This window comes from Nocardia bhagyanarayanae (assembly GCF_006716565.1).
Taxonomy (GTDB): domain Bacteria; phylum Actinomycetota; class Actinomycetes; order Mycobacteriales; family Mycobacteriaceae; genus Nocardia; species Nocardia bhagyanarayanae.
This window is the reverse complement of record NZ_VFPG01000001.1, coordinates 3,458,834-3,480,572: the sequence shown is the minus strand read 5'-3', so window position 1 is coordinate 3,480,572 and position 21,739 is coordinate 3,458,834. Positions and strand designations below refer to the sequence as shown.

The 21,739-nt window shown below is 69.0% G+C and carries 21 protein-coding genes and 2 tRNA genes; 9 read left to right on the top strand and 14 right to left on the bottom strand.

The genetic code is table 11. From position 1 onward, the window contains the following. Window positions 1–51: 51 nt before the first annotated feature. From FB390_RS14695 to FB390_RS14685, 3 genes are all read right to left on the bottom strand, one after another. A complete protein-coding gene (locus FB390_RS14695) occupies window positions 52–321 on the bottom strand; it encodes a hypothetical protein (RefSeq protein ID WP_246124025.1) in 270 nt (89 codons plus the stop codon). Window positions 322–382: 61 nt separating this feature from the next. Beyond that, window positions 383–1,066 (bottom strand): uracil-DNA glycosylase, encoded by a 684-nt coding sequence (locus tag FB390_RS14690; RefSeq protein WP_141809458.1) that lies wholly within the window; start codon window positions 1,064–1,066, stop codon window positions 383–385. 11 nt (window positions 1,067–1,077) lie between these two features. Next, window positions 1,078–2,073, bottom strand: coding sequence for a thiamine-phosphate kinase (locus FB390_RS14685; RefSeq protein WP_281292419.1), 996 nt, complete (start codon window positions 2,071–2,073; stop codon window positions 1,078–1,080). Window positions 2,074–2,223: 150 nt separating this feature from the next. Between FB390_RS14685 and FB390_RS14680 the strand changes: the two genes are divergently transcribed. Then, window positions 2,224–3,144, top strand: a complete 921-nt coding sequence (locus tag FB390_RS14680; protein ID WP_141809457.1) for a DUF3515 domain-containing protein — start codon at window positions 2,224–2,226, stop codon at window positions 3,142–3,144. 190 nt (window positions 3,145–3,334) lie between these two features. On the opposite strand, the gene FB390_RS14675 is transcribed toward FB390_RS14680, so the two are convergent. Further along, window positions 3,335–4,426: a D-alanine--D-alanine ligase family protein gene (locus FB390_RS14675; protein ID WP_141809456.1), complete on the bottom strand. Its 1,092-nt coding sequence runs from the start codon at window positions 4,424–4,426 to the stop codon at window positions 3,335–3,337. 87 nt (window positions 4,427–4,513) lie between these two features. Further along, the gene (locus FB390_RS14670) at window positions 4,514–5,524 is read right to left on the bottom strand and encodes an NAD(P)H-dependent glycerol-3-phosphate dehydrogenase (protein ID WP_141809455.1); all 1,011 of its coding nucleotides are present in this window, start codon (window positions 5,522–5,524) and stop codon (window positions 4,514–4,516) included. A gap of 31 nt (window positions 5,525–5,555) precedes the next feature. Between FB390_RS14670 and cofC the strand changes: the two genes are divergently transcribed. The 3 genes from cofC (at window position 5,556) to FB390_RS14655 (ending at window position 9,450) form a co-directional block, all read left to right on the top strand. Next, window positions 5,556–6,239, top strand: a complete 684-nt coding sequence (gene cofC, locus FB390_RS14665; RefSeq protein ID WP_141809454.1) for a 2-phospho-L-lactate guanylyltransferase — start codon at window positions 5,556–5,558, stop codon at window positions 6,237–6,239. Between the two features lie 71 nt (window positions 6,240–6,310). Further along, the gene (locus FB390_RS14660) at window positions 6,311–8,485 is read left to right on the top strand and encodes an RNA degradosome polyphosphate kinase (RefSeq protein ID WP_141809453.1); all 2,175 of its coding nucleotides are present in this window, start codon (window positions 6,311–6,313) and stop codon (window positions 8,483–8,485) included. A gap of 20 nt (window positions 8,486–8,505) precedes the next feature. After that, complete coding sequence (locus tag FB390_RS14655; protein WP_141811771.1) at window positions 8,506–9,450, top strand: NUDIX hydrolase; 945 nt, start codon at window positions 8,506–8,508, stop codon at window positions 9,448–9,450. A gap of 120 nt (window positions 9,451–9,570) precedes the next feature. Here FB390_RS14655 and FB390_RS14650 read toward each other — a convergent pair whose 3' ends face one another. From FB390_RS14650 to leuC, 3 genes are all read right to left on the bottom strand, one after another. After that, complete coding sequence (locus FB390_RS14650; protein WP_141809452.1) at window positions 9,571–10,221, bottom strand: HU family DNA-binding protein; 651 nt, start codon at window positions 10,219–10,221, stop codon at window positions 9,571–9,573. Window positions 10,222–10,378: 157 nt separating this feature from the next. Continuing rightward, entirely contained in the window at window positions 10,379–10,987 is a 609-nt protein-coding gene (gene leuD / locus FB390_RS14645; protein WP_141809451.1) for a 3-isopropylmalate dehydratase small subunit, read from the bottom strand. A gap of 37 nt (window positions 10,988–11,024) precedes the next feature. Further along, on the bottom strand, window positions 11,025–12,449 hold the full coding sequence (gene leuC / locus FB390_RS14640; protein WP_141809450.1) for a 3-isopropylmalate dehydratase large subunit: 1,425 nt from the start codon (window positions 12,447–12,449) through the stop codon (window positions 11,025–11,027). Window positions 12,450–12,639: 190 nt separating this feature from the next. Between leuC and FB390_RS14635 the strand changes: the two genes are divergently transcribed. From FB390_RS14635 to FB390_RS14620, 4 genes are all read left to right on the top strand, one after another. Continuing rightward, window positions 12,640–13,341: an IclR family transcriptional regulator gene (locus FB390_RS14635; protein ID WP_067781941.1), complete on the top strand. Its 702-nt coding sequence runs from the start codon at window positions 12,640–12,642 to the stop codon at window positions 13,339–13,341. A 33-nt stretch (window positions 13,342–13,374) separates the two neighbouring features. After that, window positions 13,375–13,875: a pyridoxamine 5'-phosphate oxidase family protein gene (locus tag FB390_RS14630; RefSeq protein ID WP_141809449.1), complete on the top strand. Its 501-nt coding sequence runs from the start codon at window positions 13,375–13,377 to the stop codon at window positions 13,873–13,875. A gap of 191 nt (window positions 13,876–14,066) precedes the next feature. Beyond that, entirely contained in the window at window positions 14,067–14,249 is a 183-nt protein-coding gene (locus FB390_RS14625) for a DUF5302 domain-containing protein (protein ID WP_141809448.1), read from the top strand. A 183-nt stretch (window positions 14,250–14,432) separates the two neighbouring features. Then, window positions 14,433–15,002, top strand: a complete 570-nt coding sequence (locus tag FB390_RS14620; protein ID WP_141809447.1) for a maleylpyruvate isomerase family mycothiol-dependent enzyme — start codon at window positions 14,433–14,435, stop codon at window positions 15,000–15,002. A gap of 676 nt (window positions 15,003–15,678) precedes the next feature. Here FB390_RS14620 and FB390_RS14615 read toward each other — a convergent pair. The 4 genes from FB390_RS14615 to FB390_RS14600 all read right to left on the bottom strand — a co-directional run bounded on the left by FB390_RS14615 (window position 15,679) and on the right by FB390_RS14600 (window position 18,488). Next, window positions 15,679–15,751 (bottom strand) — tRNA-Glu (locus FB390_RS14615). A gap of 149 nt (window positions 15,752–15,900) precedes the next feature. Next, window positions 15,901–15,972 (bottom strand) — tRNA-Gln (locus FB390_RS14610). Window positions 15,973–16,225: 253 nt separating this feature from the next. Continuing rightward, complete coding sequence (gene gltX, locus FB390_RS14605; protein WP_141809446.1) at window positions 16,226–17,701, bottom strand: glutamate--tRNA ligase; 1,476 nt, start codon at window positions 17,699–17,701, stop codon at window positions 16,226–16,228. A gap of 13 nt (window positions 17,702–17,714) precedes the next feature. After that, entirely contained in the window at window positions 17,715–18,488 is a 774-nt protein-coding gene (locus FB390_RS14600; protein ID WP_141809445.1) for a fumarylacetoacetate hydrolase family protein, read from the bottom strand. A 185-nt stretch (window positions 18,489–18,673) separates the two neighbouring features. On the opposite strand from FB390_RS14600, the gene FB390_RS14595 reads away from it, so the two are divergent. Continuing rightward, complete coding sequence (locus FB390_RS14595; RefSeq protein ID WP_141809444.1) at window positions 18,674–19,855, top strand: MFS transporter; 1,182 nt, start codon at window positions 18,674–18,676, stop codon at window positions 19,853–19,855. A gap of 27 nt (window positions 19,856–19,882) precedes the next feature. On the opposite strand, the gene FB390_RS14590 is transcribed toward FB390_RS14595, so the two are convergent. Both FB390_RS14590 and FB390_RS14585 read right to left on the bottom strand, forming a co-directional pair. Beyond that, the gene (locus FB390_RS14590) at window positions 19,883–20,476 is read right to left on the bottom strand and encodes a Uma2 family endonuclease (RefSeq protein WP_141809443.1); all 594 of its coding nucleotides are present in this window, start codon (window positions 20,474–20,476) and stop codon (window positions 19,883–19,885) included. Between the two features lie 97 nt (window positions 20,477–20,573). Continuing rightward, the gene (locus FB390_RS14585) at window positions 20,574–21,581 is read right to left on the bottom strand and encodes a 3-isopropylmalate dehydrogenase (RefSeq protein WP_141809442.1); all 1,008 of its coding nucleotides are present in this window, start codon (window positions 21,579–21,581) and stop codon (window positions 20,574–20,576) included. Window positions 21,582–21,739 lie beyond the last annotated feature (158 nt).

Genomic DNA, 21,739 nt, shown 5'->3' with positions numbered 1-21,739 from the left:
GCATCGCACAGGACGCGTACGTCTCGTCGTGAGCCTCGGTGAACGAGACGCTCAGCAGTCCAGGCGCATGGCGCTGAAGGTGCGCTGGAACAGGCACGCGACCTTCGCGTTCACCGAGGCGGAGATGGTGGAGGAGCCGGTCGAGGTGAACTCCTCGGCCACCGGTGCGGTCTCGCTGGTCGCCGTGGCGGGCTCCAGCGGAAGCGGCGCGGCGGTCGCCGCCGACGTCGCGCCCGCGATGGCGGCGGCCATGGCCAGCGTGGCGGTGGTGCCGCGCAGGGCGCCGCGAACGGTGTTGTGCTGCATTGCAGTGCTCCTCATCTGGTGTTCGTACAGTGGTGCGGGTGGTGCTCGTTCCCGGCGGGCCGGGCGTACAGGGTGATCAGGGCAGGCGCCAGTCGACGGGTTCGGCGCCCAGTTCGTCGAGCAGCTCGTTGACCCGCGAGAACGGACGCGAGCCGAAGAAGCCGCGGGACGCGGACAGCGGCGAGGGGTGCGCGGACTCGATGTAGGGCACCTCGGCCTCGCTCAGCAGCGGCTTCAGCGTCGAGGCGTCGCGTCCCCAGAGGATCGCCACCAGCGGCTCGTCCCGCGCGACCAGCGCGCGAATGGCCTGCTCGGTGACCGCCTCCCAGCCCTTGCCGCGGTGCGAGGCGGGCTTGCCGGGCGAGACGGTGAGCACGCGATTGAGCAGCAGCACACCCTGGTCCGACCACGGGCTCAGATCACCGCAGGAGGGCGTCGGGTGGCCGAGGTCCTTGTGCAGCTCGGCGAAGATGTTGGCGAGACTGCGCGGCACCGGCGAAACGTCCGGCGCCACAGAGAAACTCAGGCCCATGGGGTGACCGGGCGTCGGGTACGGATCCTGGCCGACGATCAGCACGCGGACCTTGTCGAACGGTCGCTGGAAGGCGCGTAGCACGTTCTCGCCCGCGGGCAGGTAGCCGCGGCCTTCGGCGTTCTCGACCCGCAGGAACTCGCCCATTTCCCTGATCCGGTCCGCGACCGGTTCCAAGGCCTGTGCCCAGCCCGGATCCATGATTTCCGACAGTGGTTTCGCGCCCATGACCGCACAACCTATCGTGGGCCGGGGCCGGGCGCAGAGTCCGCCCCACGGAACGATTCCCAACCGTTGCCGCCCTCGTGCCGCGCGCCGCCCACGGTGACCCCCGAGCCGGCCGTCACCCGGCCGATCGCGCGCCAGCCTTCCGGCAGCTCAGCGCCCCTCGGCCAGGTTCCCGCGAAGGCGTGATCCTCGCCTCCGGCCAGAATCCATTGCGCCGCATCGGCATCCAGTCGGCGGGCCAGCGCGTCCAGTGCGGGGTCGCACAGCGCGGCCGCGTCGAGATCGATCCCGACGCCGGAGGCCTCGGCGATGTGGCCGAGATCGGCGAGCAGTCCGTCGGAGACATCGGTGAGCGAGTGCCCAGCCCGCCAGGACGATCCGAGCACCACCTCGTACGGCGGTTGCGGGACCCGATGCGCGGCAAGGGCTTCCGCGAACTCCTCGGCGTCGGCGCCCGCGATGAGCGCGGCGAGCCCCGCGGCGGACCAACCCAGCCGACCGGCCACCGCCACCGTATCGTCCACGCGCGCACCGGCTCTGGTGATCGGCGCGTGCCCGCGCAGGTCGCCGAACGCGGTGACCGAGATGACCAGTTCTGGGCTGCGCACCAGGTCACCGCCCGCGATCGAGCCGCCCGCGCGCGCCGCCTCCGCCCACATGCCGTCGGCCAGATCGTCGACGACGTCGACGGGCGTCTCCGCTGGGCAGCCGAGTGCCACGACGAAGGCCGTCGGCGCCGCGCCCATGGCGACCACGTCGGCGGCGTTCTGCGCGATCGCCTTGCGGCCGATCTCGCGGGGACTCGACCAGTCGCGCCGGAAGTGCCGCCCCTCGACCAGCATGTCGGTGGTCACCACGAAGCGGCCGTCGGGCGCGGCGACCAGCGCCGCGTCGTCGCCGGGGCCGAGCAGCACGGCGGGCGCCTGCACCCTGCGGGCGTTGATGCGCTCGATCAGCGCGAACTCGCCCAGCTCACGCACCGTCCGCGGCGCCGCGCTCTCGCTGATGACCGGTCCCTTCCCGAGGTAGTGCCAGCTGGAATCGGCTCGACGGTACCCTGTGCTGGGCAATCGAGACCACCGAGCCGGTCCGCGGCGCAGCCCGCGCGACCCGCGCCGACCGGCTCCAGCGAGGGCGAAGAGGAAGGACCGGTACGCATGGCGGCGGACTCGTCGGACAGCGACTCGGCGAAAGGGCAGGAACCGACCGGGGGTCAGAAGCCGACCGACCTCTGCAAAGGCGGAGCCGGGGAGACCACGCCGGGCCCCGCCGAGAAGATCAGCGCCACCGAGCAGCCCGCCGCGACCGCCGAGATCCCAACTGCCAAGGAATCTCGCGCCGCCGACGATGCGGAGGCCACCAGCCAGTCTCCCGCCGACGACAAGTCCGAGACCACCGGGCAGTCTCGCGCCACCGACCAGCCAGAGACGCCCGATACCGACGGACCCCGCAGGGCCAGCGGTGAGTCCGACGCCAAGACCGACGAAGAGCCCGGCGCGGCCGAAAAAGCCCGCGACGCTGCGAAATCCGAGAGCGACGAATCCCGCCCGTACCCCCCGGCATTGATCGCGACCGCGGTCGCCCTGCCGGTCGTCCTCGTGGTCGCGGTCCTCGTCGCCGCCGTACTCGCCCGCCGTCTCCCCACGGAACGCGAGCCGCTGGTACTCGGCCCCGTGCCCGCACCCGCCGCTACCGGCGAGGCCTGCACCAAGCTGCTTCCCGCGTTGCCCGCCGATCTCGGCGAGTTCACCAAGTCGACCCTGGTCGAACCCGCTCCGCCCGCCACCCGCGCCTGGCAGCGCCCGGACGGCGGGGACGCCATCGTGCTGCGCTGCGGCCTGGACCGGCCGCTCGAATTCCACCGCGCGTCACCGCTCCAGATCGTCAACGACGTGCAGTGGTTCGAGGCGCGCGACGACGCCGCCAAGGCGAGCACCTGGTTCGCCGTCGACCGCGAGACCTACATCGCGCTGACGGTGCCGGACGGTTCCGGACCGACCCCGCTGCAAGAGGTCTCCGACACCATCACCGCGAACCTGCCCGCCAAGCCGCTCGACCCGGGCCCGCTGCCGAACTGACCGCCACCGGCTGACGACTGAAGGCGACCGTCAGCCACCCAGCCCGACCGAAGGCAACCTTCGGTCGATTCCCGCCTACGGACATGTACCGAACGAAGGTGACATTCGGTCCGTCTGACGCGCTGAAGGTCACCTTCGGTCGACAGAGATCCGCGGGCCGACTGGTGCCGTCGGAAGCCGACGAGGGCGCTCAGCGCAGGCCGGTCCCGCGAGCCAGCGCGGTCTCGATCAACGTCGAGACCAGCGCGCCGTACTCGACCCCGGTCGCCTCCCACATGCGGGGGTACATGGAGATCGAGGTGAATCCCGGCATCGTGTTGATCTCGTTGATCACCGGCCCCTGGTCGGTGACGAAGAAGTCCACCCGCGCGAGGCCCTGGCAGTCGAGCGCGCGGAAGGCGCGAACCGCCAGTTCCCTGATCTGCTCGGCCACCTCGTCGTCCAGCTTGGCCGGAACGTCGAACTCGCAGACGTCGTCGAGGTACTTGGTGTCGAAGTCGTAGAACTCGGGCGCGTCGTCGTCGGGCATCCGGATCTCGGCGATCACGCTGGCCTCGATCCGGCCGTCCGGGAATTCCAGCACGCCGCATTCCACCTCGCGCCCGACGATGCCCGACTCCACGATCACCTTCGGATCGTGCTCGCGCGCCGTCGCGATGGCGGCGTCCAGCTCGCTCCAGTCGTCCACCTTCGTGATGCCGAGCGAGGAACCGGCGCGCGCGGGCTTGACGAACACCGGAAGCCCGAGCCGCTCCCGCTCGGCCGCGGACAGCGTGGCGACCCCGGGACGCAGCACCACCTGCGTGCCGATCGGCAGGCCGTCGGCCGCGAGCAGCTTCTTCGTGAACTCCTTGTCCATGCCCGCCGCGCTGGCCAGCACGCCGGGGCCCACGTAGGGGATGCCCGCGAGCTCGAGCATGCCCTGCAGGGTGCCGTCCTCGCCGAACGGGCCGTGCAGGATCGGGAAGACGACGTCGACCGAGCCGAGCGCGGCGGCGGGATCGTCGAGGGCGACCAGCGACCCCGCGCGCTGCGGGTCCGCGGTCAGCGTCAGGGCGGTGCCGGAGGCGTCCACGGCGGGCAGCTCGTCGTCCTTGCGGCGCAGCGCGGTCACCTCGGCCCCGCCGAGCACCCAGGCGCCCTCGGTGGTGATGCCGATCGGGACGGCCTCGTACTTCTCCGGATCGAGATTGCGCAGCACGCTACCGGCCGACAGACACGAGACGGCGTGCTCATTGCTGCGCCCGCCGAACACCACAGCCACCCTGATCCGGTTCGTCATGCACCGAACCGTACCCGCACCGAGCACCGCCGCGAGCGCGGACCGGGCCGCTGCGCGGTGGTCATAGCGACCGCTACCCTGCGGCGATCACTCCGGCTTGACCCGACGCCCGAGCAGATTGCCGACGGCTTCGCGCACCGAGAGGCCCTCGTGGCACACCTGGTGCACCGCGTTGGTGAGCGGCATTTCCACATCGTGCGCGGCGGCGAGGGCGCGGATCGATGTGCACGATTTCACACCCTCGGCGACCTGTCCATGGGTGGCCTCCTGCGCCGCCTCCATCGATCCGCCCGCGCCGAGCACGTGTCCGAAGGACCGGTTGCGCGACAGCGGCGAGGTGCAGGTGGCAACCAGGTCGCCGACACCGGCCAGGCCCGCGAGCGTCACCGGCTCGGCGCCGAGCGCGACCCCGAGCCGGATGATCTCGGCGAGGCCGCGGGTGATCAGGCTGGCGATGGAGTTGTCGCCGAGACCCATGCCGGAGGCGATGCCGCACGCCAGCGCGATGACGTTCTTGCAGGCGCCGCCGATCTCGCAGCCGACCACGTCGGTGTTGGTGTACGGCCGGAAATAGCCGGTGTAGCTGGCCTGCTGGACGGCCTCGGCGCGCGCGGCGTCGGAGCAGGCGATCACGGTGGCGGCGGGCTGCCCAGCGGCGATCTCCTTGGCCAGGTTCGGTCCGGACAGCACCGCGATGCGGCTGGACTCCGTGCCGGTCACCTCCGCGATGACCTGGCTCATGCGCAGCAGCGTGCCGGTCTCGATGCCCTTGGCCAGGCTCAGCAGCGTCGCGTCGTGCTCGGTGATGGCCGTGTGCAGCGCGGGTTTCCAGCTCTCGAGATTCGCGCGCAAAGATTGGGACGGCACGGCCAGCACGACGAGCTCCGCGCCTTCGAGCGCCCGTTCGGGATCGTTGGTGGCGGCCACGGCGGGCAGCTGCACGTCGGGCAGATAGAAGGGGTTGCGGTGCTCGGTGGCGAGCGCCTCGGCCACCTCGGCGCGCCGCGCCCAGATGGTGACCTCGGTTCCGGCGTCCGCCAACACCTTCGCGAACGCCGTCCCCCACGATCCCGCACCAAGTACTGCCGCCCTCGTCATCTGCCCAATATGCCATGGAAGGATTGGTGCCATGCGCCCGCACGCCGTGCACGCCGTGATCGCGGTGAAGAGCCTCGATCTGGCCAAGAGCCGACTTGCCGAGCGGCTGCGCCCGGAGCACCGGGCGCGGCTGGTGCTCGCCATGCTCGCCGACACCGTGTCGGCCGCCGCCGCCGTCCCGCAGGTGCGTTCGGTCACCGTCGTCACCCCGGATCCGGCGGTCGCCGAGCTGGCGGACGGGCTCGGCGCGCACGTCCATCCGGAACCGCGTATCACCGACTCCGACGGGCTGAACACGGCGCTGTCGGACGCCGCGGCCGCGTTGCGCCGCCGCCACGGGGCGGTCGAACTGCTGGCGCTGCAAGCCGATCTGCCCGCGCTGCGCACGGAAGAACTCGCCGACATGCTGACGGTCGCGCCCGTCGGGCGCCGCGCGGTGGTCGTCGATCACGCGGGGACCGGCACGGCCGCGCTCGTCGTCCGCGACGGCGCCGCACCGCTGGATCCGCGGTTCGGCGCCGACTCCGCGCGACGGCATATCGCGGCGGGCGCAGCCGATCTCACCGGCCACTGGCCCGGGCTGCGCCTCGATGTCGACACCGCCGCGGATCTCGACCTGGCCGTCGAACTCGGCGCGGGCGACGCCACCCGCGCTGTCCTGCGCGACATCGGCTGGTCCTGCCGTGTTCACGAACCCGTTCGCCACGTGTGCTAGCCGGTCGCCGAAACGGCGTGATCCGCCCGGCAATCCCGATGTCGACCTGCACACCGCGCGGTTCGTAGGGGATGATCGGTGACGTGAGCGATACGGAAACCGTCAAGCAACAGCAGCTGCTTCCCACGCCTCCGCCCGCCGCGACTCCGCTGCGGGCCGAGCAGGCGGCGCAGCGGTTGCCACGCGATCGCTACTTGAACAGGGAGCTGAGCTGGCTCGACTTCAACGCCAGGGTGCTGGCGCTCGCCGAGGACGCCTCGCTGCCGTTGCTCGAACGCGCGAAATTCTTGGCGATCTTCGCCTCCAACCTCGACGAGTTCTACATGGTCCGGGTCGCCGGGCTGAAGCGCCGCGCCGAGACCGGGTTGTCGGTGCGCTCGGCCGACGGTCGCTCGCCGAGCGAGCAATTGGAACTGATCGCCGCCCGCGCCCAGGAGATCGCGGACCGGCACGCGCGGGCCTTCCTGGATTCGGTGCTGCCCGCGCTCACCGCCGAGGGCATCGCCATCATCGAGTGGCGCGACCTGAACGACGATGAGCGCCAGCGTCTCTCGGCCTACTTCCAGGATCAGGTCTTCCCGGTGCTGACCCCGCTCGCGGTGGATCCGGCGCACCCGTTCCCCTACATCAGCGGGCTGAGCCTCAACCTCGCCGTGACGGTGAAGGACTCCGCCACCGGAGGCGAGCACTTCGCCAGGGTCAAGGTCCCCGACAACGTGGACCGCTTCGTTCGGGTCCGGCGCAATTCGCCGGGCAACCCGGTGGCCGCCTTCCTGCCGATGGAAGAGCTCATCGCCGCGCACCTGGATCTGCTCTTCCCCGGCATGGACGTGGTGGAGCACCACTCCTTCCGCATCACCCGCAACGCCGATTTCGAGGTCGACGAGGACCGCGACGAGGACCTGTTGCAGGCGCTCGAGCGCGAGCTGGCTCGCCGCCGCTTCGGATCACCGGTGCGGCTGGAGGTCTCCGACGACATGACCGAGCACATGCTCGATCTGCTGTTGCGCGAACTCGACGTCGATCCCGGCGACGTGATCCAGGTGCCCGGCCTGCTGGACCTGTCCTGCCTGTGGCAGGTGTACGGCGTGGACCGGCCGAACCTGAAGGACGCGCCGTACGTTCCGGCCACCCCGCCGGCGTTCGGCGAACGCGAGACCCCGCGCAACGTCTTCCAGGCGCTGCGCGAGGGCGATGTGCTGGTGCACCACCCGTACGACTCGTTCTCGACCAGCGTGCAGCGCTTCATCGAGCAGGCCGCGGCCGACCCGCAGGTGCTCGCGATCAAGCAGACCCTCTACCGCACCTCCGGCGACTCCCCCATCGTCAACGCGCTCATCGACGCGGCCGAGGCGGGCAAGCAGGTGGTCGCGCTGGTGGAGATCAAGGCTCGCTTCGACGAGCAGGCCAACATCAAATGGGCACGGGCGCTGGAGCAGGCGGGCGTGCACGTGGTGTACGGCCTCATCGGTCTGAAGACGCACTGCAAGACGTGTCTGGTGGTGCGGCGCGAGGGTTCCACCATCCGCCGCTACTGTCACATCGGCACCGGCAACTACAACCCGAAGACGGCCCGGCTATACGAGGACGTCGGATTACTAACGGCAGCACCGGAAATCGGCGCCGACCTCACAGATCTGTTCAACTCGCTGACCGGCTACTCCCGAAAAGCCAACTACCGCAACCTGCTTGTCGCTCCGCAGGGCGTGCGCGCGGGCATCATCGATCGCATCCAGCGCGAGACCGAGCTGGCACTGGAGGGCGCCGAGGCGCGAATCCGGTTGAAGGCCAACGCGATCGTGGACGAGCAGGTGATCGACGCGCTGTACCGCGCCTCGCAAGCGGGCGTGCCGGTGCAGATCGTGGTGCGCGGCATCTGCGGGCTGCGCCCCGGTGTGCCCGGCATGAGCGACAACATCGAGGTGCGCTCCATCCTCGGCCGCTTCCTCGAGCATTCGCGGATCATGCACTTCCAGGCCCAGGACGAGTACTGGATCGGCAGCGCCGACATGATGCACCGCAACCTGGACCGCCGGGTCGAGGTGATGGCCCAGGTGAAGGATCCGAAGCTGTGCGAGCAGTTGGGCGGTGTCTTCGACTCTGCCCTGTATCCCACCACCCGCTGCTGGGTACTCCAGGCGGATGGCAGCTGGCATGCCGCACCGGCACGCACCGGCGAGGACGGTGAGCAAGTCCGCGACCACCAGGAATTTCTCATGCGACTGCGGAGACCAGAACAGCAGTGAAAGAGACGACGGGATACGAGATGGACGGGGGGCCGTTCTGGGATCCCCGGGTGACGGCCAATATTCACGCCGCTGGCGCCGTGCTCTGGCGCCGCGCCCCGGGCAAGCCCGGCGGCGTGGAGATCGCGGTCGTGCACCGGCCCAAGTACCAGGACTGGTCCCTGCCCAAGGGCAAGATCGATCCGGGTGAGACTCCGGTGCTGGCCGCCGTCCGCGAGGTGCGCGAGGAGACCGGCCTCGATTCCCGCCTCGGCCGATACCTCGGGCATGTCACTTACCCCATTCCCGGGCACCGCAAACTCAAACGCGTCGATTATTGGGCGGCGGAAGTGTCGGGTGGCGAATTCACCGCCAATACCGAAGTGGATCTGCTGACCTGGTATCCGCTGGATCGGGTGATGGACGAGCTGTCCTATCCGATGGATCGGCAGGTCGTGCGCGCCTTCAGCCGAATGCCCGCCGCCACCGACACCCTGTTGCTGGTGCGGCACGCGAAAGCGGGCCACCGCGAACGCTTCGACGGCCCCGACGACGAACGGCCGCTGGAGCGGGCCGGGCGCGAACAAGCGCAGGCGCTGGTGCCGCATCTGCTGGCCTTCGGCGCGAGCGAGATCTATTCGGCCGATCCGGTGCGCTGCGTGCAGACGGTGCAGCCGCTGGCCGAGAAACTCGGCGCGGAGATCCATCTGGAGCCGCTGTTCTCCGAAACCGGTTACGCGGCAGCGCGGGACGCGGCCCGCGAACGCGCCGTCGAGCTGGAGCCGCACGGCGCGGTGCGGGTTCTGTGCAGCCAGGGCAAGGTGATTCCCGATCTGCTGACCTGGTGGGCGGACCGGTCCGGGCTCACCGTTCCACCGGCGCGCAATCGCAAGGGCAGCGTCTGGGTGCTGTCCTTCGCCGACGGCCGGATGGTGGCCGCGGACCACCTCGACCGGTCGCTGTCGACAGGCTTGGTGAAGCCGTAGGGCGGGGTTTCCGGGCCCCTGAAAACCGGACGCGGACAGACCGAAACGGCCCCGGGGATCGTTCCCGGGGCCGTTTCCGGTCCGTATGGGTGGGCAGTCGGCCGGGCCGCCGACCAAGCCTCAGCGCGTGCGGCGGGCCGGAGCCTTCTTGGCCGCGGTCTTCTTGGCCGGAGCCTTCTTCGCCGCCGTGGTCTTCTTGGCGGCGGTGGCCTTGGTGGCCGTCTTCTTGGCCGCGGTCTTCTTGGCCGCGGTGGCCTTGGTGGCCGTCTTCTTGGCGGGCGCCTTCTTGGCGGTGGTGGCCGTCTTCCGGGCGGTGGTCTTCGCCGGAGCCTTGGCCGCGGCCTTCTTGGCCGTCGTCTTGGCGGGCGCCTTGGTGGCGGTCGCCTTCTTGGCGGCGGCCTTCTTCGCCGCCGTCTTCTTGGCGGCCGCCTTCTTCGCCGCCACAGGGGCATTCACGCCACGCTTGACCGCAGGACCGGTCGCCGCGAGCTTCTGCTTGCCCGCGATGACCGCCTTGAATTGGGCGCCGGGACGGAACGCGGGCACCGAAGTCGGCTTCACCTTGACGGTTTCGCCGGTGCGCGGGTTCCGAGCCACACGGGCGGCACGCTTACGCTGTTCGAACACACCGAATCCGGTGATCGTGACGCTCTGGCCTTTGTGCACCGCGCGCACGATGGTGTCCACAACATGCTCGACTGCCGCGGTAGCCGTGCGCCTGTCCGTACCCAACTTTTCGGTCAGAACGTCGATCAGTTCCGCCTTGTTCATTGAATCCTCCGCAGACTAATGGCCCGTCGTCGGACCGACTAGGTACCACGGTAAACCCACTTTGAGCAAGAGTCTATGTGCCACGCCAAAATTCATGGTGGTTTAGCACACGTCTAGCTACCGCTCGCCATGACGTCCAGCTATCGCCCCTGATTGATTACGCCTGCGAAATATGGGCGGGCAGGGTGGTGGGCTTCCAACTCGGCCTTGCCTTTTCGAACTCGGCGATGACGTCGCTACGCCGGAGCGTCAGACCGATGTCGTCCAAACCCTCGAGCAGGCGCCACCGGGTGTAGTCATCAATATCGAACGGCAACACGACGGTTCCTGCCGTCACGGTTCGCGCCTGGAGATCCACTACCAATTCGAGACCGGGCTGTTCCTCGATCATCTTCCAGAGCAATTCGACATCGTTCTGTGACATCTGGGCCGCCAACAGGCCGCCCTTACCCGCATTGCCACGGAAGATGTCGGCGAATCGGGGCGAGATGACCACCCGAAAGCCGTAGTCCGACAGCGCCCATACGGCATGCTCGCGTGAGGAACCGGTACCGAAATCCGGACCCGCAACCAGCACACTACCCCGCTTGAAGGGCTCGGTGTTCAAAATGAAGTCAGGGTCGGTTCGCCAGGCCGCGAACAGGCCGTCCTCGAATCCGGTTCGAGTGACCCGCTTCAGATAGACCGCCGGGATGATCTGGTCGGTGTCGACGTTGGAGCGGCGCAGCGGCACGCCGATCCCCTTGTGCACGGTGAAGGCTTCCATCAGATTCTCCTGGATACGTAGGGGGTGCCGGGCGTCGTCAGTTCAGATCCGCGGGCGAGGACAGAGTTCCGCGGACCGCCGTCGCGGCGGCCACCAGCGGGGAAACCAGGTGGGTGCGCCCGCCTTTGCCCTGCCTGCCTTCGAAGTTGCGGTTCGAGGTGGAGGCGCAGCGCTGGCCCGGCGAAAGCTGATCCGGGTTCATTCCCAGGCACATCGAACAACCGGCCTGCCGCCATTCGGCGCCGGCCGCGGTGAAAATCTCACCCAATCCTTCTTTTTCCGCCTGCGCGCGAACCCGCATCGAGCCCGGTACGACCAGCATTCGCACGCCGTCCGCGACGCGCCGTCCCTTCAAAATCCCGGCCACAGCGCGCAAATCCTCGATGCGTCCGTTGGTGCACGATCCGACGAATACGGTGTCGATCGGGATCTGCCGAAGCGGAGTTCCCGGCTCCAAATCCATGTACCGCAGCGCTTTCTCCGCGGCCTCCCGCGCCGTCTCGTCGGCAATCTCGGCGGGGTCGGGCACGGTCTCGCCCAGCGGCAGGCCCTGCCCCGGGTTGGTGCCCCAGGTGACGAACGGCGTCAGCTTGCTCGCGTCGATGTGCACCTCGGCGTCGAAAACGGCGCCCTCGTCCGTCTTCAGCGCGTCCCATGCGGCCACCGCGGCATCCCAGTCGGCGCCCTGGGGCGCGTGCGGGCGGCCCTTCAGGAACTCGTAGGTGACCTCGTCCGGCGCGATCATGCCCGCGCGGGCGCCCGCCTCGATGGACATGTTGCACATCGTCATCCGCGCCTCCATGGACATGGCGCGCACGGCCTCGCCGCGGTACTCCAGGACGTAGCCCTGGCCGCCGCCGGTGCCGATCTGGGCGATGACGGCGAGGATCACGTCCTTGCTGGTGACCCCGTGCGGCAGTTCACCGTCGATATTGATGGCCATCGTCTTGAACGGGCGCAGCGACAAAGTCTGTGTCGCCAGCACGTGTTCGACCTCGCTGGTGCCGATGCCCATCGCCAGCGCGCCGAACGCGCCGTGCGTGGAGGTGTGGCTGTCGCCGCACACCACGGTCGTGCCGGGCTGGGTCAGGCCGAGCTGCGGACCGACCACGTGCACGATGCCCTGATCGAGATCGCCCATCGGGTGCAGCCGGACACCGAATTCCGCGCAGTTGCGCCGCAGCGTCTCGACCTGGGTGCGGGAAATGGGGTCGGCGATCGGCTTATCGATATCGATGGTGGGGACGTTGTGGTCCTCGGTCGCGATGGTCAGGTCGGGGCGACGCACCTTCCTGCCCGCGGCCCGCAGTCCGTCGAAGGCCTGCGGACTCGTCACTTCGTGCACCAGGTGCAGATCGATGTAGATCAGATCGGGCTCGCGCGAGGCGCCTTCACCCTCGCCGCGGGCTACGACGTGCTGATCCCACACCTTTTCGGCCAGGGTGCGTGGGCGGTCGGCCATTCTCGATCACCTTTCGGACGAGCAGCGGGTCCGCGCGATTCGGGCTGAGCGCGCGGCGCCTGCTGCACAGAGTTGTGGATTGGGTCGACGGACATCTCGACCGTGCCGCCCCGCCCTGGCCGCTCGCCTCGGCGGCGACTTTCTCGGCGGAGTTTGACTATCTCAATATCCGAGACGCTAATATCGTTCTATGAGACAGCATAGCGGTATCGGCGTCCTCGACAAAGCAGTGGCAGTCCTCTACGCCGTCGCGGAGCATCCCTGCGGTCTCAACGAGTTGTGCACCCGCACCGGCCTGCCGAGGGCCACCGCGCACCGGCTGGCCGTCGGCCTCGAGGTGCACCGTCTGCTCGCCCGCGACAACAACGGAACGTGGCGGCCGGGTCCGGCCCTCGCCGAGCTCGCCGCGGGCGCGACCGATCCCCTTCAGGAGGCCGCGGCGGCCATTCTGCCCCGGCTGCGCGAGATCACCGGCGAGAGCGTCCAACTGTATTGCCGCGACGGCGGCGCCAGGGTCTGTATCGCCGCCATGGAACCGCCTGTCGGCCTGCGCGACACCGTCCCGATCGGCGCCCGCCTACCGCTGACCGCGGGCTCGGCCGCCAAGGTGCTGCTCGCATGGGCGGATCCGGAGTTGCAGCGCACCATCCTCGCCGACGCGGTGTTCGGCGAACGCGCGCTCGCCGAAGTGCGCAAGCGGGGGTGGGCGCAGAGCGCGGCCGAGCGGGCGGCGGGCGTGGCCAGCGTCTCCGCGCCGGTGCGCGACACGGCGGGCAACGTGATCGCCGCGGTCTCGGTCTCCGGCCCGATCGACCGGATGGGCCGCAGGCCCGGCGCGCGCTGGGCGGCCGATCTGGTCGCCGCCGCGGACGCACTGCACAAGCGTCTGTAACACGTTTCAGATTTCGTTCTCTAGAGTTGGCCCATGGGAGTCAACCAACGGGCGCAGATCGTCATGTCGGACGCCGAGATCGCCGAGTTCCTGGAGCGCAGCCGCATCGCGACGCTGGCCACCCTCGGTCCGCAGGGCAGACCGCACCTGACCGCCATGTGGTACGCGCTGATCGACGGCGAGATCTGGTTCGAGACCAAGGCCAAATCGCAGAAGGCGGTGAACCTGCGCCGCGATCCGCGCGTCACCTGCATGGTCGAGGCCGGGCAGACCTACGACCAGCTGCGCGGCGTGTCCATCGAGGGGCGCGCCGAGATCATCGACGATCCGGAGAAGCTCTTCGCGGTCGGCGTGAGCGTCTGGGAGCGCTACACCGGCCCGTACAGCGAAGAGGTCCGGCCGCTGGTGGAGAACATGCTCAACAAGCGGGTCGCGGTGCGCGTGGTGCCCGAGCGGATACGCAGCTGGGATCACCGCAAGCTCGGCCTGCCCGCGCTGCCGCTCGGCGGCACGACCGCCAACGCTTTGGACTAGGAGGCGTACCTCCGCATTCGCTCCGGCGGGCTTCGTGCGGCTGTGTCGGCAAGATCGCGCGCGGCGCAGCGGAAATCGAGCTGACATCGGCGCTGTCGCGCGTTAGCGTCGAGTCGTTCGACACGATTCGGCCGGGCAGCGCCGCCCAGCGGGTAGCGCTGCGCAGCGGCCGCGACGACGAGGAGCAGGCGATGACGGAATCGGGTAGTTCCAACGGCAGTGCCGAAGAAGTGAAGCGCAAGTTCCGCGAGGCGCTGGAGCGGAAGAACGCCCAGCACGCCAAGTCGACGGACCACCTGGACGGCCACTCGAAGGCGACCGCCGCGCACGGCAATGCCAGCCACAAGCGGGAGTTCCGCCGCAAGAGCGGATAACCAGCCATCCGGATCGGGGCGCCAGGGGATCGCGAGCAGCTCGCAGTGATTCCCGTCGGCGGCGCCCCGTTCTCATCTCTCGATTCCCGCTCCCCCGAATCCCTTCGAACACCCCGCGCCGATGAGTTGCGGCGTCCGGCTCCGTCGATACCGGTAACCGACCTTCGACCGGAAGATTCGACGATGAACCGTGACCTGCTCCCGGCTTGGCTGCGCGCCGAGCGCCTCGATCTCGCCGACTATCTCGAGCACCTGACCGAGGACGAGTGGAGGCGGCGTTCCCTGTGCACGGGCTGGACAGTGCACGACGTCCTCGCCCACATCACCTCCCCCGACACCCTGCGCGACACCTTCGTCGGCCTGATCCGCGCCAGGGGCAACTGGGACCGAATGACCGCCACCCTGGCGACAACCCGCGCCGCCCGCTTCACCCCCGCCGAATTGATCGCCCAGCTTCGCGAATCGGCCGACTCCACACGACACGCCCCCGGCGCGAGCCCGCTCGACCCACTGGTGGACATCATCGTGCACGGCCAAGACATCGCCCGCCCCCTGAACCGCCCCAGGCACACCCCCACCGACCGCGTGACGGCCGCCCTGGACCACGTCCTCCCCAGCCGCTTCTACGGCGCCCGCAAACGTTTACAGGGAACCCGCCTGGCCGCCACAGATACCACCTGGACCTACGGCGAAGGCCCCAAGGAAATCCAGGCCCCCGCGATCGACCTCTTGCTCCTCGCCACAGGCCGCTGAACTCTCGACCCGTAGCCCTTCTCCGCCAGCCCGCGAAGACACCGCAGGCCGGCCGCCACCACCGAGGAACACAAGCCCTTGCATGGCTCGGCTTCGCCAACATGATCCGGCACACTGCGCGGGCCCCATGGCATTCCGAAAGCCGGAGGTAGAAGGCATCACCAGCAGCCCCTCCCCGCACTCGGAAGGCCGCTACATGCAGCGGCGACTCGACGAGCTCCACGACCGGCGACGATCGAGCAGCAACGGCACTGCGGCCAGCGCAGTTGGGTGGCGACCTCGATCGGAGTCGCGCCCCGACATCGGCCGACCAAGGACGAGCAGTATCCCTCCAGCGGCGTACCCAGCACGGTCAGATGGTGATCGCATCATGGACGCCGCAACACGACCGGCGAACACCGACGCGGACGGCCACAAACATCCGATCCGCCCAAGCGAAGACGCCGCGCAGACAGAGGCTCAAAGCGACGACCTCCCAAAACGGGACCACCCACGCAGAAGACGCTACGCAACCAAAGACTCGAGGGTGACAACCCGCACCAAACGCAACCACGCACCAAGGGGGGGTCCGGGGGGCACCGCCCCTCCGGGCGGGGCGTGGGGGCTGCGCCCCCACAAAACACTTGCGAAGCAAGAAAGGCCCATGCTCTCCATGAGCATGGGCCTCCCACTTGCGTAGCCCCGACGGGATTCGAACCCGCGCTACCGCCTTGAGAGGGCGGCGTCCTAGGCCGCTAGACGACGGGGCCAGGACTGATCACTCACTTTCGTGATGATCTCCGGTTGATCTTTCGATCGTTGGAAGCTCGGTTAGTTTAGCTGACCGAAGCTCGGCGACCAAATCGCCGGATGCTGAACCACTTTCGGTCGCGAACCGAGAGACGAACAACATTCTCCGCTGGGGTACCAGGACTCGAACCTAGAATGGCTGAACCAGAATCAGCTGTGTTGCCAATTACACCATACCCCAGTGACCAGTCTTTCGACCCCGCCGTCTGGCTGACTTCGGGGCCGCGTTCCGGCCGAGAAAGAGATTACCAAACCACTACCGGTAAACTACAAATCGCCTGGTCAAAGGCAGGTTTTCGGCCGAAATCACGGTCCGGGGCGCCGGCCCGCGCACGTCGAGCGAACCGGTCCCCGGCGACCCGCGAGGCCCCGGCCGCACCGCCGGACGGGATCCGTCCACGGCACGCACGGGGTCAGCGAGCGTGAGGTAGATCTCAGTCGGCGGCGGGTGTCCACTCCCGCGCCGCGGCCAGCCGAGCCATCGTCGTCTCGCGGCCGAGCAGTTCCAGCGACTCGTACAGCGGCGGGCTGATGTGCGATCCCGTCACCGCGACCCGCACCGGCGCGAAAGCCTTGCGCGGTTTGAGCCCCAAATCATCGATCAGCGCGGTTTTCAGCGCCTCTTCGATAGCCGGGGTCGTCCAGGACGCCAAAGGCTCCAGCGCGGCGATCGCGGCATCGAGTACCGGCACCGCGTCCGCGCCCAGATTCTTGGCGCCCGCCGCGGGGTCGATGGCGAACTCTTCGGCGGGTGCGAAGAGGAATCGCAAGAGATCCCACGCGTCGGACAGAACCACGATTCTGGTCTGCACCAATTCCGCCGCCGCGGCGAACATCTTCTCGTCCACCTCGGCGCCGATGTGGTTGTGTTCGGTGAGGAACTCGCGCAGCCTGCTCGCGAAATCACCGGGCTCCAGCAATCGGATGTGCTCGGCGTTCAGCGCGTCGGCCTTCTTCTGATCGAAACGCGCCGGATTCGAATTCACTTTCGATATGTCGAAGGCCGCCACCATCTCGGCCATCGAGAACACATCGTGATCGTCGGCGAGGCCCCAACCGAGTAACGCCAGGTAATTCAGCAAACCCTCGGGGATGAATCCGCGGTCGCGGTGGGCGAACAGATTCGACTCCGGATCACGCTTGGACAACTTCTTGTTGCCCTGCCCCATGACGAACGGCAGGTGGCCGAACTCCGGGGTGAACTCCGCCACCCCGATCCGGCGCAGCGCGGCGTACAGCGCCAGCTGGCGGGGCGTCGAGGAGAGCAGATCCTCGCCGCGCAGCACGTGGGTGATCTTCATCAGCGCGTCGTCGACCGGGTTGACCAGCGTGTAGAGCGGATCGCCGTTGCCGCGGGTGAGCGCGAAGTCGGGCACGGAGCCCGCCTTGAAGGTGGTCTCGCCGCGCACCAGGTCGTGCCAGGTGAGGTCCTCGTCGGGCATGCGCAGCCGGATCACCGGGGCCCGGCCCTCGGCGCGGTACGCGGCGACGGCCTCGGCGCTGAGGTCGCGGTCGAAGTTGTCGTAGCCGAGCTTGGGGTCGCGGCCCGCGGCCAGATGGCGCGCCTCGACTTCGTCTGGCGTGGAATAGGATTCGTAGGCCTCGCCGGCCTCGAGCAGCTTGCGCACCACGTCGAAATGCAGTTCGCGGCGCTCCGACTGGCGGTAGGGGCCGTAGGGGCCGCCGACCTCGGGACCCTCGTCCCAGGTCAGACCGAGCCAGCGCAGCGCGTCGAGGATGGCGCGGTAGGACTCCTCGGAATCGCGCGCCGCGTCGGTGTCCTCGATGCGGAAGACGAAGGTGCCGCCGGTGTGGCGGGCGTACGCCCAGTTGAACAGCGCCGTCCGGATCAGGCCGACGTGCGGTGTGCCGGTGGGTGACGGGCAGAATCGGACCCGTACTTCAGTCATGGCTCTCTTTCGATCAGCGTTTGGCGGCAACGGGATTGGTGAGGGTTCCGAGGCCCTCGACGGTGACGGACACCTGCTGCCCGTTCTGGACGGGGCCGACGCCCTCCGGCGTTCCGGTCAGGATGACGTCGCCCGGAAGCAGCGTCATGATCGTGCTCACCCATTCGACCAGCTTCGGAATGTCGTGCAGCAGTAGCGAAGTGCGGCTGCGCTGGCGGACCTCGCCGTCGAGTTCGGTGACGATCTCCAGATCCGAAGGGTCCAGCGAGGTTTCGATCCACGGGCCGAGCGGACAGAAGGTGTCGTAACCTTTGGCGCGCGTCCACTGGCCGTCCTGGCGCTGCTGATCGCGGGCGGTGACGTCGTTGGCGACGGTGTAGCCGAGGATCACGTCCTTGGCACGGGCGGCGGGCACGTCCTTGCACGGGCGGCCGATGACGACGGCGAGCTCGCCCTCGTAGTCGACCTGAGAGGAGCTGGGCGGCAAGATGATCGGGGCGTTGGGCCCGACGATCGCGGTGCTCGGCTTCATGAAGATCACCGGTTCCTCCGGCGCGGGGCCGCCCATCTCCGCGGCGTGCGCGGCGTAGTTCTTGCCGACACACACCACCTTGCTGGCCAGGATCGGCGCGAGCAGGCGCACGTCGGCCAGCGGCCAGCTCCGTCCGGTGAACGTCGGCGTACCGAACGGGTGTTCCGCGATCTCTTTGGCGATGCTGTCGCTGTCCTCCCCCTCGATGCTGACGAACGCGACCCCATCGGGACTGGCAACTCGACCTAGACGCATGCCTCGGAGTCTATCGACCGGCATCGACCTGCCCGAACGCACCCGACCGAGCGGTCCGATCGGCGCGGCGGCGGGCCTCGGGAAGCCGTCCGGCGAGAAATCGGATCGCCCGCGGGTGTAGCGTGAGCGCTGGTGCTCACTCAGTGAGACCTGAGTTCCATATTATGAGATTCGAGGTGTGGCCCATGGCGACCGTGACAGAAGTACGCGCGGGACGACGGTGGTCCATGCTCGGCCTCGGCGTCTTCGCGCAGGCGTCCAGCGCGGTGTTCGTGCACGGCACCCCGTTCCTGCTGCCTGCGCTCACCGCACGCGGAATGTCTTTGCCCGCCGCGGGTCTCCTTGTGGCGATGCCGACCGTCGGGTTGGTCTGCACGCTGATCGCGTGGGGTTACGTGGTGGACCGCATCGGTGAGCGGAAAGTGTTGGTCGGCGGGCCGCTGGTGATGTTCGTCGCGGGCGCGGCGGCGGCGGTCACCACCGACGACCTCGCGCTCGGTGCGCTGCTGTTCCTCGGCGGAGCGGGTGCGGCGAGCACCAACGGAGCCAGCGGACGCGTCATCGTCGGCTGGTTCCCGCCGGAGCGGCGCGGGCTGGCCATGGGCATCCGGCAGACCGCGCAGCCCCTGGGTGTCGGCGTCGGCGCGCTCGCCGTGCCCGCGGTCGCTGCGGCGCACGGCATTTCGACCGCGATCCTGGTACCGGCGATCATGGCGGGCGTCGCCGCGGCGGGGTGCTACCTGGGCATCGTCGATCCGCCGCGTCCGGAGGGCAAGGGCGTCGACCGTGCCAATCCGTATCGCGGCGACGCCACGCTGTGGCGCATCCACGCCGTCTCCGTGCTGCTGTGTGTGCCGCAGGGCGTGGTGTGGACCTTCGCGCTGCTGTGGCTGCACCGCGACATCGGCTGGTCGCTGCCCGCCGCGGGCGTGCTGGTGACCGCGACCCAGATCCTCGGCGCGTTCGGCCGAATCGGCGCGGGCGCGTGGTCCGACCGAGTCGGCAGCCGGCTCGGTCCGCTGCGGACGGTGGCCGTCGCGGCCGTATTGTCCATGGCCGCACTGGGTCTGACCGCGTGGACGCAGTGGTGGTGGACCGCCATCCCGCTGCTGATCGCCGCCTCGGTTATCACGGTGTCCGACAACGGTCTAGCATTCACGGCCGTCGCCGAGATCGCGGGCCCGTACTGGAGCGGACGCGGACTCGGCATCCAGAACACCGGCCAGAACCTCGCGATCGCCGCGATACCACCGGTTTTCGGCGCGCTGATCACCGTCGGTGGCTTCCCCGCCGCCTACTTGGCCGCCGCGGCCCTGGCCACCGCCGCCATCCCCTTGGTTCCCACCGACAGCCGAAACCCGCGCTGATCGAATCCCGCCGCGGGCGAACGCTACTCACACCTCCAGCAACGCCGCCGGATCCACCTCGACGCGAAAGTTGTTGTCTGGGCCGATGTTCGCGCTCAGTGTCGAACCGGGACCGACGGGTGGGTCGGCGCGGTAGGTGTCGCCGTCGAGGACGAGCGGGTGAATGCGCACCTGCGGGTGGTGTTCGACGATCCAGTACTGCGGAATGCCGACGGCCGCGTACTCCCGGACCTTGCGCACGCGGTCGGTGCGCTCGCTGCCGGTCCCCGGCGCGACGACCTCCACGGCCAGCCGCACTTCGGAGCCGGGCAGCAGCCGCGGCGGGTCGGCGACGAGGGCGGAACGCACCACTTCGCGTGGCACCACGACGATGTCGGGTTTGCGGATACCGCCCGGCGTGCTCACTTCCCAGCCGCCGCCGAGGCAGACGTGCACCTCGGCGTCGGCGGCGACATCGAGGAAACGCGCCAGCCGCTGCGCCACATGGTTGTGCCGCGCGCCGCGATCGACCTCGACGAGCCAGCCGTCCTCCAGCTCGAAACTCTTGCCGTCCGAAGGCAGCGCGTGCAGGTCCCGAACCGTGTAGGGACCCGGCTTACGGCTTGTCCGTCGCTTGGTCACCTGAAACTCCCTGTTCCGCACTCGACCCGAGGGTAACCGCTTCGAGCGCGATGAATCCCCGCGCCACAGGCGGACGCGGGGATTCGCGGACGATCGATCAGACCGAAGCGGCGATCCGGTCGCCGACCTCGACGGTGGACGACGCGCCGGACCGCGAGGCCAGGTCCTTGGCGACGGCGGCCTCGATGCGGGCGGCGGCCTCGGCGTTGCCGAGGTGGTCGAGCAGCAACGAGACCGACAGGATCGCGGCGGTCGGGTCGGCCTTCGACTGGCCCGCGATGTCCGGGGCGCTGCCGTGCACCGGCTCGAACATGCTCGGGTTGGCGCCGGAGGCGTCGATATTGCCGCTGGCCGCCAGGCCGATGCCGCCGCTGACCGCGGCCGCGAGGTCGGTGATGATGTCGCCGAACAGGTTGTCGGTGACGATCACGTCGAAGCGGCCGGGATCGTTGACCATGTGGATGGTCGCCGCGTCGATGTGCTGGTAGGCGGTGGTGACCTCGGGGAACTCGGCGGCGACCTCGTCTACGGTGCGCTGCCACAGCGATCCGGCGAAGGTCAGCACGTTGTTCTTGTGCACGAGGGTGAGGTGCTTGCGGCGGGCCTGCGCCTTGGCGAAGGCGTAGCGGACGACGCGCTCGATGCCGAAGCGGGTGTTGGTGCTCACCTCGGTGGCGACCTCGTGCGGGGTCTCGACGCGGATCGCGCCGCCGGTGCCGGTGTACGGACCCTCGGTGCCTTCGCGCACCACGACGAAGTCGATATCGGGGTTGCCGGCCAGCGGGCTGGTGACGCCGGGGAACAGCTTCGACGGACGCAGGTTCACATGGTGGTCCAGTGCGAACCGGGTGCGCAGCAGCAGACCGCGCTCGAGCACACCGCTGGGCACCGACGGATCGCCGATCGCGCCGAGCAGAATGGCGTCGTGCTGCTTCAGCTCGGGCAGCACCGACTCCGGCAGGATCTCGCCCGTCGCGTGGTAGCGCTTCGCGCCGAGGTCGTACTCGGTCTTCTCGACGCCGGGCACGACGACGTCCAGCACCTTGAGCGCCTCGGCGATGACCTCGGGCCCGATACCGTCACCGGGGATGACAGCAAGCTTCATGACAACTCCGTTCATTTTCGACCGGACCGGCCGGACGCTCGGCGAGCAACGCCACGGTACTAGGCGACTCGCCGCGTCCGGCCACCCGGGCGGGACGCTCGCGACCTCCCGGCATACGCCGGGAACATGCGGCGCGCCGCCACCCTGCGGTGACGGCG